Consider the following 13642-nt stretch of genomic DNA (forward strand, 5'->3'; position numbering starts at 1 on the left):
ATAGTGGCCCCGGCGCCCAGCTCGGCATGGGTTCGGCGCATAGCAAAAGTGGGCAGCAAATGTGGAGTCGGCGAAAAGTGGGCGGCGAAAAGTGGTGGCGGCAAAAGTGGGCGGCAAAAGTAGGCAGCAAACGTGGTGGCGGAAACCACCGCCACCGCGGCGAAGCGGACCCCGCAGCTCTGGTAAGCTAGACCAGTAAACCTTGGCGAGGGACACCGTAAAACGTGTCCGTGATCGACTGGGTCCCACAGCTCCTGAATCTTTGATGGATTGTGTTGACCTGTTTAGTCCACGCCCACCCAAAGAAATGAAGGAGCTTTTTCATGACTGATTTGAACCTCACCGGTGAAGCACGCATCGAGTTCGGCAAGGGTGCTGCACGCCGCATCCGCCGCGCAGCCCAGATCCCCGCAGTGATCTACGGCCACGGCGTTGCTCCCCTCCACATCGTTCTCCCGGAGCGCGAGACGGTTCGCGCCATCCGCGCCTCCAACGCACTGTTGACCGTTACGGTCGACGGCGTTGCTCACCTTGCCCTCGTCAAGGACGTTCAGAAGGACCCCGTTCTTCAGATCGTTGAGCACATCGACCTGTTGACCGTTCGCAAGGGTGAGAAGGTCCTCGTTGACGTTCCCGTTCACCTCGTTGGAGAGCCTGCTCCCTCGGTTGTTGTCAACCAGGAAGAAATGACCATCAGCCTGTCCGCAGATGCCACCAACGTTCCGGTTCGCATCGATGTTGACATCACCGGCCGCACCGCCGGTCAGCACATCTACGCTTCGGACCTGGTTCTGCCGGCCGACGCTGAGCTGGGCAACGAAGACATCATGCTGATCGCTCACTTGGCTGAGCAGGCCGCTGAAGCCGTAGCTGAAACTGCAGCAGAGTAGTCTTCACCTTTCATGAGTGATACATGGCTTGTAGTCGGGCTCGGGAACACCGGGCCCGGCTACAGCCGTAACAGGCACAATATTGGTTACATGGTGGTTGAGGAATTAGCCTCCCGCCATGGAGCAACTTTCAAGACCCATAAAGCGAAGGCCCTGATTGCAACACTCAGGCTGCCCGTTGGTGGGCACAAACTTATTTTGGCCAAGCCTTCCGTCTTCATGAACCTCAGTGGAGGTCCGACGGCGGCACTCGCCAAGTTCTATAACCTCCAGCCGGATCATGTGATTGCCGTCCATGACGAGATCGACATCCCTTTTGACACAGTCAAGTTAAAACAGGGTGGCGGTGAAGGTGGGCACAATGGCCTGCGTGACATTTCAAGGACCCTTGGCACCAAGGAATATTTCCGGGTCCGTGCAGGAGTTGGGCGCCCGCCGGGCCGGGCCGATGCGGCCAGCCACGTGCTGCGGGACTTCTCAACTGCCGAAAACAAGAACCTGCCGTTCCTGATCGACAACTCAGCCGACGCCGTCGAACTTCTTGTCACCGATGGCCTGCTGGAAGCCCAGGGCAAGTTCCACTAAGCGGCTCAGCGCCTGCATGGAACCGAAGAACCCCACAAATGCAAGCCCTTATTCCAGCCCACTAACGCTGTTATACTCAGCCTAATTGTGACTCGGTAAGTTGTTGCTCCGAGTTTTTGGGGGATCGGACTCGAGGGAATTTGGCTTATGGCAGAGGTCTGGGGTAATTTTTTGCCCGCTCAAGGCAGTCAGACTGAGCGTAATTCCAGCCGTCGAGCCATGGGCGCCGGCGACCGGCGGCGATGGTCCTCCTTTATCCGCCGGGACCTGGTGCAGGCGGCGGCTGCCAAGCTCGTTGAAGGGGAAAGCTACGGGCTAGTGCTACTCGGTTCCGGCGGAGTAGGGAAAACAACGCTCGCCCGGTCCATCGAAAAAGAAATTTCCGGTCAGGTCCACCTCGTCAAACTCTTCGGTTCCGCCACTGAAACGGCCGTCCCCTACGGCATGTGGAGCATGCAGTTGGCACGGTTGCACAGACAGAATGACAACACACCGAATTCCATCATTCAGGGGATTGCCGACTTAATTCAGGCCGACGCCGACGGACGCGACGTGGTACTGGTCATCGATGACTTGCCCGGCGTTGACACCTCAAGCATGGGTGTGCTGATGCACCTTATTTTCAGCGGCATCGTGAGGGTGCTGGTCCTAGCCCGGAGCACCAATGATTTACCTGAAGACCTGATGTGGCTGCGTAAGGACGGCATGCTGTCCGAATTGTTATTGGAAAACTTTAGCAAGACCGAAGTGCAGAAGCTGATTACCAAGGCCCTCGGTGGATCCATTGCGGCGGCGGCGGTGGCAGTCTTACATGAAAGCAGCGGCGGCAACCCACTCGTGCTGCACACCCTGATCCATGAAGAGCTGGGGAATGGCCACCTGGTCCAGCACAATGGAACCTGGATCCTGAGCAGTGAAAGGCTAACGGGCCCATCGATCCTTCTGGCCGAATTAGTTGAGGCACGGCTGTCCAGGGAGACCGCAGAGGTTCGTCATGGTGTTGCGATGATGTCTCTCATTCAGCGCGCCCCCCTGTCAATGGTGATAGACGTCTTGGGAACCGACACTGTTGCTCAGATGGAAGAACACAACTATCTAACCCTTAGCCAGCATCCACGGCGTTACACCTCCCTGACTGAACCCTTCATTGGTGAAACAGTGCGGGCCATGATGGGTATGGAAGAAAAGGCCCGGTTGTACAGGGAGGCGATCGAGGCTGTCCCCATCGATCCGGCGAAGCTCTCCCGCCAAGAACTTTTGGCATTCGCGGCCTGGGCCAATGACGCCGGGATTCCGGTGAAACCCGAGACAGCCGTTTCTGCTGCCAAGGCGGCCTTAATGTACCTGGATCCGCGTCTGGCATTGACGTTTGTTTCCTCGCTGCCACGATCCTCTCCATTGGCAATCCGCGGCGCAATGCTACGGAGCTCGTCGTACTCAATGCTGGCGGACTACCCGAGGGCCGTTGAGGAACTGCTTGACTTCAGGGAAGTGGCGGAATCACTTGCGGATATAGATCACTATGCCCAATGGGTGGCTGCTCTAGCCAGTGTCTTGGTGTGGGTTGAAGGTGGACTGGAACAAGTTCCAGGGCTTCTAGAGACGGCGATGGCACGAATAGATCAGGTTGGCCAAGATCTGAACCAGCAGGACCGGGCAAATAGGAGCCTGAACTTGGCCTTTTTTGGTTACCAAGTGAACAGTGGGCTTTTTTCCGAAGCTGCGGCCGGCCTCGAGGCAGGCTATTGGCAAATCGAGGATCCGCGGTACAGCCTCGCTTGCGGGAGTTTTTTGGTTCTGGTCTGGGCATTTACTGGCCGGGAACTTGACGCGATCGATTTGGCGCGAGAAATTGGCCAACATCCCGATGGAAAATATCAAGATCCGGGCGTGCTGGACCTTCAATTTCAAGGGTTGATCATTGCCCACATCTGGTCAGGACAATGGAAAAAGGGTGCTGAGCTCTTGACGCAGATGCTCGCCACCATGGGCCGCTACTCAGAGCATCACGGCGGCCTCATAGAGTTGGGTCTTGGAATCAGCTATGCGTTCGCCGGCAGGGCGGCTGAGGCTTCCGAGATACTCTTGGTGGCTGCGGCCCAACTGGAGATCCGGGATATGTACAACTGCACCCAGATGGCTTATTCGGCGTTGGCGTGGGCCTTTGCGGATCTTGGGAATGATGTTGAGGCAGCAAAGTACCTAGCCCTGGTCCACGGAGCTCGCCCAAACACGGCGTGGGCCAATTTGGCCATGGCAAAATATTTCACCCTCAAGGCGGAATGCCGGATGGGTGACCCGAGCGCAGTCGTGAAGGCGGTGCATTCCGCGGAGGAAGATACGGCCGCCGGTAGACACACCTTGGCAGCCTTGAGTTTGCTTGCATCCACCGAAAAGTCCACCGAAAACGGGAGTGACAGGGACTTGCGCCTTCTGGAAGCCGCCTCGGCAAAGGGGCAAGGCCCCCTGGCTAAAGTGTCGCTGCAGTTGGCCGAGGCGTCTTTGGAGAAGGACATTGACAAGGCCTTGCAGGCAGCAGCGGGAGCCGAAGATCTGGATCTTCTTGCGCTCAAAACCAGATGTGCCACTCTGGCTTTTGAATGGGCAACAAAAGCTGGAGACCACCAGCGCGTCGAAGAGGCAAAGGTGTGGCTTAACGGTCACGAGCGGTCGGAGCCGGCACCACTGTCCCTCACCGAAAATGAAGGATTCAAGCTGACTCAGCGGGAACTGCAAGTAGCCAGGTTGGCGGCCAAAGGCATGGGAAACCGGGCCATTGCGGATGTCATGCGGGTATCAATCCGGACCATTGAAGGGCATCTCTATCAAGTATTTGCGAAACTGGGTATAAACTCCCGGCATGACCTCCCCTAGTTTTCAGGGAGGAATTGCGAGCGGCGGCTTTGTGGAAGGGGAAGATGTCCATGGTGGGACTCGGTCTTGGATCACCCTTCATTCGGCAAGCCGAGCTTGCCGATATTCACCTAGCCATCGACGGCGAGAACTGCCGCGCCGTCTTCCTCAGTTATGACACTGGTCTGGGTGCCTCCAGCATCCTGCGCGAATTGGTCCTTGAGTCCGGGCAGAACCGAGCTGTCCTGACATTGCAAGGAACGCCGTCTCTTAGTGCCGTCCCGTTTGGCGCCTTGGCGCCAATCCTGCGTGGGATCCATGGAGACACATTGGGTCTCCGTACACAGGTGTTCCGAGCCGTTCTGAAGGCTATCGATGACCTGAAAAACACCCAGAATTCGGATCTGAACGCACTCCCTCTCATTGTCTTGGATGACGCGCATGCGGTGGACACTTCCACGGCTGAGCTACTGGTTGATCTAGTGCTCGCAGGCAGTGTCATCCTTGTGGCCTCGCATCTGCGATCCCGGGGCATGCCCGAACCCTTGCCACGCCTGTGGTCAGCCGGGTTAGCCGAGAACATTGATATGACCCCGCTGACCCGTGATCAAACGCATGCGTATTGTCAGGCTCTATTGCAGGGCCCCGTTGCCCTTCAAACGAGTTGGTACTTCTGGTCATCCGCCAAGGGGAACCCGCTCTTGATTAAGTTGCTGGTCTCGGAGGCAGTCGACGACGCCCTGCTGACTCAGAGCCGCGGGGTTTGGGTTTATCAAGAGGGGCCCCGCACCGTTGGGCGGAATCTGCGCGATGCGGTTGCACATCAGATTCGTGGACTGAGCATCCATGCTGAAGAGGCGCTGGACCTGGTGGCCTTGGCGGAGCCTGTTTCTTTGATACTTGTCGAGGCCATCAGCGGTGAGGCTGCCGTCAAGCAACTCGTGGAACGGGAACTGGTTCACGTGACAGATCTCGACAACGGCACACTCCGGCTGGCCAGCCCCATTTATGGCGATGTGATCCGCCATACTGTGTCGCCTGCCCACCGTCGGATATTGTTCGACGCCATGAATCAGCGGATGGATTCCCACCGGCCAACCGGGGAGGGCCTGCTGCGCTGGGTCTCGTGGGCGATTGATTGTGGCTTGGATGTTGCCGATGAGCTACTGCTGCAGGCGGCCTTGATCGCCTGCAAATTGTCACAGCCCCTCGTTTCCTTGGAGCTGACCAGGCACATTACTGGCCAGGATAATGCGCTCAGGGTGGCAGCGATCAAGTCCCGGGCAGAGTACCTCCGCGGTGACTACCAGGCTGCTGCGATACTGCTCGATGACACTCTTGAGGAGGCTCACAGTGTGGAAGATTTGATCTTCGCATCGCTCCTGAAGGTGGCCACCCGGATGGCATTGGGCATGCCTGCTTCCGGTATTGCAGACGAGATTGAGCAGTTGGAAACTGGAGGGCTCAGGCTTGCCGGCCAGGCTCCCGCGGAGGCTGACACTATCCACGCAATGGTCGAAGACCGGGTCAAGTTGTTGAAATTGATGGCGTTCTCCCAAACCGGTCAGTATCGGAACATGGAACCGCTCATTGCTGCCCTGAAGGCCGGTTCAGCGGTGCCGGAAGCGGAGCGGAAGCTGGTCCTGACCTTTGCCTTGACCATGGAAGCTGAACAGCTCTGCGCCCAGGGCCGGCTGGCAGAAAGTCAGCAGCGTTCCAGTGAAGCCTTTGCCATTGAACATAGCGATGACTATGACATTTTCTTCATCCCCGAAATGATTGTTTTCCGGCAGCTCACGACGGCGTTGGTTGCGGGAGATTTGGATCAGGCCCAGCTCCTCTTGGACCGGTTCTTTGTCGATGCCGGTTCCGTCATTCTCTCTTTTGGTGGCAGCGCCAACGTTGGGCGGGGGATGGGCTATGTGCGTCAGGGTCGCTTTGATCAGGCGGTTGAGGCCTTGCTGCCGTGCATTGAATCTTTGCGCGCCACTGATCCGCAGCAGCTTTTGGGTTTCTGCACGGCTCTGACAGCTTATTCGGCGGCGCAACTTGGACAGGTGGATCTTGCCTCCGGGTTGTTGGCCGATTACCAGGAGAAGCCGGGCATGTTCTTGATTACGTCTCATGAACGCGCTTTCGCTGCGGCTGCCAGAGAGCATTTGAAGCACGACGGCGTTGGCTTGGCCGCGCTCATGGCGTTGGCCGATGAGTCAAGGAAGGAAGGCTCTGCACTGCTGGAACTGAACGCCTTGGTTCTCGCGATGGAACTAGGCGAACTTAACCACGTGGATCGACTTTTGGATGTTGCCGCTCACGTGGACGGTCCGTGGTCCGCGGCGGTGGTCCAGTTTGTAGGCGGCACCCGCAAGAATCATGTAGCCAAGTCAAATGGATCAGATCGTGGCCCTAAGGTTGTGCATTCACCGGCGCTAGCTGATGTGCCATGGTACTCAGGGAACAATGTTGATGTTCCCGGAATGGAGTCGGCCTCTAGCGCTGGAGCGGTCAACGGTCAGCCGCTGATAGCGCAAAACAATGGGGATCTCGCCATGTTGGGAAAACTGACTAAACGGGAATCGCAAATTACCCTCATGGCCGCGAATGGCCTTACTGATCGGGCGATTGCTGGGCAGTTGCAGCTGTCTTTGCGCACCGTTGAAGGTCACTTGTACCGCGCGTATTCGAAGCTCGGAATTACCAGCCGGGACGAGCTTGCGCCGCTTCTGGCGCACTCCGGACCTACGGAGAGTTCGTGATTTACCGCCGTCGTTCCTGAAAATCCTGGAGGGGAGCCGACGACGGCTGGGGGAAGGCCTTGGTCTCAGAAGGCCTTTCCGCCGTCGGCTCCGAACTGGGAGCCCGGTGGCTTGCACCGTGCAATATGGTGGGTTCGTCAATCTTGAAGCGCCAATCGACGCGGTGCGTCACTGCGATCCTCGTTGTCAGATGCCCCCATGTGGGACACACGCCCGATGCTCTGGTACGAGGCATTTGAAACCCTCCAGCTAGACGAGCATCGGTGTGTGTGCTTCAATTACAACCCGTTTGGACATCACAAACACGGGTGGTCACTACCCGAGTAGTTCCCCGCACATTCGGCACGGGCCGCACGAGTAGCTGAATTGTTACTCGCATTGGTACTCGGTGGAATCAAATTCCCAACCCAACCACCTGCACACCGTCAATTTGAGCTAATTCTGCTCAAATGGCTCATTCCGTTATGGCCACGGGAACAGACGTGGGAAGCAAAAACTGTTCCGGAGAATGCGTCGCCAAATTTTCCGAATGTTCCATGTGACACATAACAATGAGTAGCACTTTGCACAAGCAAGTAGGGGTCGCAGGCAGAAACGAGTACAGAGTACTCGTGCATGTCAGGAAACGGCTAGATACCGTGGAGCAACGGCAACAGCTTATGCGCGAGTCGGATCTTGTCAGGCGTCGGTGAATGGTTTGAAGTGGTCTCAACTTCGTTGAAAAGTGATTTCAACCTGAGGCTGGCGTCACTTCGCACCAGTGAATGTACTGGAGCCCAAGGACCGATGCGCGCAGGCTTCGCGGATCAAAATCCAGGGGGATGGGAACGGTGCAGGCAACTTCAACGAAGTGGCAGGTCACAGGGCGCGAGGCGATAGTTGATGCGATTGTGGGTGAGCTGAAATCTGAGGCCGCCGGCACCTTCAGCTCTCCTGAAATATTGGGGGTCTTGTTGGCGGGACCTCCCGGCATTGGCAAAAGTCATCTGGCGGCACAAGCGGTGAAGGCACTGCAACCAGACGTACTTGTTGTTCACCTTTACGCCAGTACTCACATGTCAACCGAACCCTATGGTGCACTGGCGGCGCTCCTCAGTGAGTTGGAGCCGGAAAGCCTCACCCATCATGTGCAAGTCTTGGCGGCGACCTTGCGGCGCCTGGAATCGATGGCAAATGGACGGGACATGTGCATTCTCATTGACAATGCGCATGAACTGGACGAGCAGTCGGCTGTCATATTGGCACAACTTGCAAAAACCAGGTCCATTCGTCTGCTCTTGACCTGCGGATCCAGTGATCAACTTCCCCACGAACTTTCCAACCTGATCAAAGACGGCTTCGTTCGGCGCATCGCCGTTGAGCCATTTTCCTTCCGGGAGCTGGTCAAAGCAGTCGAGATGCGGTTGGGTGGACGGATTTCCCAACGTGCGGGCCGTCAACTTTGGGCGGTAAGCGGAGGGCATCCGAAGTTCCTCACGGCGTTGACCGAGGACATGGTCTCCTCTGGGGCGCTAGTGCTCCGTGACGGATCTTGGTGCCTTGATGATTCCATTGCCGGACCCGAACGGATCTCTTCTGAGCTGTTTTCAAACCAATTGCGCAGGCTCAACGCGGAGCAGCTCCGGACACTTGAAATTGTGGCCTCTGCGCGAGCCGTTTCAATCAGCACACTTGTGGACGTTGTGGATGATCACGATGTTGACGCCTTGGAGGAGATGGGCATAGTTCGCATAGGCGCGGACCATTTTGTCAGGGCCATCCACCCGCTGTTGGCCAAGGTTGTCCGGAACAAGGTGCCAGCCGGGCGCAGTAAGGAACAGTGGGAATCGGTCAACATGCATTCCCCCGTGGTGCACAATTTTGCATCAGAGGACGTCGGCATGGTTCTTTGGACGCTGGAATCCGGTAGGAAACTGGATCGCAACCTGGCCCTTGATGCAGCCAGAATTGCCAATGACGAGATGAAGCCAGCCATGGCGCTTCGTTTCTTGGCCACTCTGGATCCGCAGCTCGATGGAACAGCAGCAACAGCCACCGCCGAGGCGGTCCGGGCGCATGTTGCCATGGGAGATCGGACTTCGGCAAGGACGTTGCTTGCAAGCCTCTATTCCTCGTATCACGAAGAACCCACCCTGACCGAGTGGGTTATTTCTTTGTTGGCCGAGACTTCAGTGCTACTTGCTTCTAAGGCCACGTGGGCGGAAGCCTTGACGAATCTGGAAAAGGTTCGCGGGGAGCTGTATCCGGATTCCCTGGAAGGCGAGAGGGGACCGGAGAATCCAAACATTGGTGTCCTTCGCGATACCTTGATTGTCCACACAGCCGAGGCAGCATGGTGGACAGGAAATTTTCCGGATTCACTTGACGGACTTGACCTTGCGTACCGGGCGAGGAAAGGGGTTACCGCCAACCAGTCCCTGCTACTTGGTAGCCAGCTCTGCCTTATGAATGCTGCAAGCGGGAACGCAACCGCGGCAGCGGAACTTTCGGACAAACTGATGCAATCCGTCACCGCGGTTGGACTTGCCCAGGGCTGTGCTGCCAAGACACGTGAGAACTTGTTCTTCGCAAACCTGATACTTGGAAGGCTAGACATAGCGGAGGAAGCTGCCCGGGCCTTGTGCGGGAAGGTGGCCGGCGACAGTGACATTCATGTCAGCGCGTTTGCCGATCTGGCCATGCCCGTCTTGCTGGTGATGCGTGGCCATGGCGGAGAGAGCCTGTCTCTTTTGGAGCAGGAGATTGCTCAGCTCCGTCTGCAGGACGAGTACGGGGCCTTGGGATTGGCGCTTTCCGCTGGCGCATATGCGTGCGTACTTTCGGGCGACAACGATTCTGCAGCCCTGTACCTTGCGGATCTGGACGGTTACAGTTCGGATGCGCCTTGGTTGATGGAGAGAGCCGGGAAGTACTTTGAGCTCGCCGCCCGAGGAAAAATGGGGGACCGCCAAGGCAGCATCTTAGAGCTGATCCACTTGGCGGAGTCTGACCGGGAATCGGGACGTGGGATCTGGGAAGTCGAGTCATTGGGCCTGGCGCTTCGCCTAGGCTCCTTGGAGGTGGCTCCACGTTTGTTCGATTCGGCTAGCAGCTTGGACGCTGGCTACGATCCCTTTTACAGGGACTTCGCAGAGGGATCGTTGACCAGCGACGCCGGGCTTCTGGTCCGGGCTGCCGAACATGCAGCGCAGCTCGGCAGCGACAACGCGGTGGTTGACGCTGCCGAAGTGGCGTTGGCATTGGGGACAATTGACCAACATCAGCACCGCCACCTGAGCGGGCTCCTGGAATTGTGCCGCCGGAATATGGACGCGAACTCTAAGCGTGCCGGTGACGCACAGCCCCTGACGTCCCGCCAGTTGGAAATTGCCAGAGAGGCAGCGGCCGGGGCTAGCAACAAGGACATTGCCACCCGACTCCACGTGTCCATCCGGACCGTCGAGGGACACCTTTATCAGATCTTCGGCAAACTTCGTATCTCCGAGCGTTCCGACTTGAGCTATGCACTAGCGCAAGCCGAAGGGGAGCGTCCGTGAGGTCTCCGGCATCGCATGAAATTCTCCTTGGGCGCGAGGAGTTGGTGGCTGACATTCTGGCAACTGTCCTCTCTGACGATGGCCACGGTTCATTGTTGGTAGGCGATGTGGGCCTGGGCAAAACATCAGTTGCCGCGGCCGTGCTTGAACTGGGAGGAAGCAAGATCCGGCCGTTTCACGCTTTCGGATCATCTGCGCTTGCCAGTGAACCGTTTGGAGTCCTGGCACCCTTTTTGACGGGGCTCCATGATGGCCGGGCATTTTCCTCATCTGATGTCCTGAGGGCGCTGTCCTCGGCATTGCGAACAGGCACCGATGAACGTGCAGTACTTGTCATTGAAGATGCCCAGTTTCTCGATGACAGTAGCGCTGTCCTGTTAGCCCAATTAGCTGCCGCCAACCAAGCAAGATTCATACTCCTTTGCGCACCTTTTCCTGCAGTTCCAGCCGAGCTCTGGTCCATGTGTTCGGATGGGCTCTTGAAGAGTTTTGAATTGGCACCATTGCCCCCAGCAACCATGCTGGAACTGTGCCGGCACCTCCTTGGGCGCCAGGTGTCTCCCAGCGCGAGCACCACACTGTGCCGACGTGCGTTCGGAAACCCGATGTTCCTAGTGGAACTCATTAAACATGCACGCAGCACTGGGGCACTGGTGGAGCACAACGGAGTCTGGCTGCTGGTCCACGAGCTCAAGGGATCGACAAAACACGTGCGAGAGGTTCTCAGGTACCACCTCTTACAACTCGGTGAAGTGCAGCGGCAGGCACTTGACTACGTTGCCCTGGCTGGCAGCCTTGATCTGGACACCCTTCGCCAAGTCGTGAGCAGCAGCACGGTGGACGATCTTCAAGAGTCCAAATTGATTGTGATTTCCAACGATTCCGTTCGCGTTGTGGGCCTAGCTGTTCCTCCCATGGGAGAGGTCATGTGTGAAATCCTGCCGGCGGCAAAAACCATGGCCATGCGCAGGACCCTGCTCTTACTGCTGGATTTATCCGCGGCACGGCCTGAAACACTGCTCCGCTGTGTCAGGTGGGCGTTGGAGGACGGCTTCGACGTCCCCGACATCAGCATCTTGAAAGCGGCACAACTCGCCAACCGGTTAGAGCTGACGGACCTTGCCGACCTTGCTGCGGCGGCCGTGACGTCACCGGGACTTGAAGAATTGGCGCGCCTTGAACAAGCCCGAACCATGGCTGTGAGAGGGGAGTATCCTGCCCTGCAGGAGTTGACCGGAGAAATTATGGCGACGTCGAGTGATCCAGAGATGGTTCGTCTGGTTGCGAGTCTTTGCGGACATGGCGGACTGCGTCCTGGCCTGGACGGAGCACTTCTGACCACCATCGCCAGTGATTGGCGGGAAGCCGTGGATCGCTTGTCAGGTGAGGGACGCTTGTCAGATGAGGGATCCATGAAGGGGCCGCAACTGTTGACAGAACACCGCACAAGCGTCCGGCTGCTGGAAATCCAGGGTATGCACCGAGACGGAAATTACCACGGGAGCGAGGATGAATTGGCGCAGATTTTCGCGACCTCGGCGGACTGCCCCTCAAACCTCTTGGTCTCTTGCACGCTGTTATCTGAAGTCTTGTCGGCCACCGGTAGGGCGGTCCAAGGGCGAGAACTCTCTTCACGTGCCGCCGATCTGCTGGACTTGGACGTTGAAGCGTTGGCTTACTACAGGGAATTTGTTGTGCGGAACCACCTTCTTGCGCTGTGGCATGCCGGCGAATTCAGCCTCTTACGCGAGGTAGTGGACCACGAGGCCGATCGCAATACTGCCTCGATGCAACGTCATGGAGGAAGCTATCAGCTAGCCAAGGGACTCTGTGATTTGGCCCAGGGCGGGATGAATGATGCCCTAGCGACCCTCGTCCAGGCAGTGGAAGCCCTCCGATACCGTGATCCAGGAAACGACCTGCCCCAAGCCCTTGCTGCAGCGGCCTATGCAGCAGCAGTCCTTGGACGGGAAACCATCAAGGAGTCCTACGCAAAACTGTATGAGGCAACCGGTCCGGGGCGAGACACAGCCTCATCCCTGCGATCCCGGGCTTTTCTGCTGGCGGCCAAGGGGATATTTGAAGGAAACTCACGTCCCCAGCTGCGCCTGGTTGCGGATGAGGCTGCCGCTGTGGGCATGGTCCATGTGGAGATGGATGTGCTGATGTTGGGCATTCACGCTGGCGACCTTGGACTAGCGCTGAGATTGAAGGCCGTTGCCTCACGCTGTGAAGGGCGGCATGCGAAGAATGTTGCCGACTATGCCAAGGCTCTCTCGGAGAAAGATCCTCTGGCGTTACTGGCGTTCAGCGACGCCGCCGAAAGTGATGGACGCGAATTGGATGCCGCCCGGAGCGCGGGAAACGCCGTCGCCATCTTGAGCCGGCGTGGAGATCGGAACCGTTTGCACAGCGCACAGCGCGTGGCAAAACGCCGCCTGGCAACGCTGGTTCACGGTCATGACCCCTTGTCGGAGCGGCTGAGTACGGGACCGCAATTGACCCGCCGTGAACGAAAAGTCGCCGCCATGGTCCATGACGGAGCCAGTAACCGGGACATCGCTGCCGAGTTTGGGCTATCGCTGCGCACGGTGGAGGGGCACCTCTACCGAATTTTTGCCAAGCTTGGAATATCGGATAGATCAGAAATTGCAAACACTACCTCTGAATCCTGGAATGCCTAACGGGGCGGGAGTATATTAGTGCTGCAGTAACCACAACCAACTCGACGGGCTTTCGCGAGTGGATAGTTTTCACGCCATCTGGGGTGGATTCTTGATAACTCTTTTGCCTTGCGTCGAAGAAATGAAGTGGGCTGCACATAAAGGCGCGCTAACGACGCAAAATACATATCACTGATGGTGGGGAAGTAATTTACTTCCCCATTTTTGCGTGCCCAGCAACAGTCTGGATTCACGGGCCCTGCTAGGTAGCAAAACGAGTGTTGTCAGTGTCGGCGCCGAGTATGCTCCGCTGGCGAATGAAATGCTGCCTGTAAAGACGGGTAGGTTGCACTCGTGTC

The 13642-nt window shown here is 57.5% G+C and carries 6 protein-coding genes; all 6 read left to right on the forward strand.

Going from position 1 to position 13642, the window contains the following annotated elements:
• Window positions 1-323: 323 nt before the first annotated feature.
• The 6 genes from ACP7B9_RS12250 to ACP7B9_RS12275 all read left to right on the forward strand — a co-directional run bounded on the left by ACP7B9_RS12250 (window position 324) and on the right by ACP7B9_RS12275 (window position 13304).
• A complete protein-coding gene (locus ACP7B9_RS12250) occupies window positions 324-890 on the forward strand; it encodes a 50S ribosomal protein L25/general stress protein Ctc (RefSeq protein WP_425863740.1) in 567 nt (188 codons plus the stop codon).
• A 12-nt stretch (window positions 891-902) separates the two neighbouring features.
• Window positions 903-1475, forward strand: coding sequence for an aminoacyl-tRNA hydrolase (pth, locus tag ACP7B9_RS12255; RefSeq protein WP_425863742.1), 573 nt, complete (start codon window positions 903-905; stop codon window positions 1473-1475).
• Window positions 1476-1622: 147 nt separating this feature from the next.
• Window positions 1623-4349, forward strand: a complete 2727-nt coding sequence (locus ACP7B9_RS12260; protein ID WP_425863743.1) for a LuxR C-terminal-related transcriptional regulator — start codon at window positions 1623-1625, stop codon at window positions 4347-4349.
• A 50-nt stretch (window positions 4350-4399) separates the two neighbouring features.
• The gene (locus tag ACP7B9_RS12265) at window positions 4400-7084 is read left to right on the forward strand and encodes a LuxR C-terminal-related transcriptional regulator (RefSeq protein WP_425863745.1); all 2685 of its coding nucleotides are present in this window, start codon (window positions 4400-4402) and stop codon (window positions 7082-7084) included.
• 830 nt (window positions 7085-7914) lie between these two features.
• Complete coding sequence (locus ACP7B9_RS12270; RefSeq protein ID WP_425863747.1) at window positions 7915-10620, forward strand: helix-turn-helix transcriptional regulator; 2706 nt, start codon at window positions 7915-7917, stop codon at window positions 10618-10620.
• A complete protein-coding gene (locus ACP7B9_RS12275) occupies window positions 10617-13304 on the forward strand; it encodes a LuxR C-terminal-related transcriptional regulator (RefSeq protein ID WP_425863748.1) in 2688 nt (895 codons plus the stop codon). Before ACP7B9_RS12270 ends, ACP7B9_RS12275 begins: the two co-directional genes overlap by 4 nt.
• Window positions 13305-13642 lie beyond the last annotated feature (338 nt).

The organism is Arthrobacter sp. TWP1-1 (assembly GCF_049897845.1).
GTDB lineage: Bacteria > Actinomycetota > Actinomycetes > Actinomycetales > Micrococcaceae > Specibacter.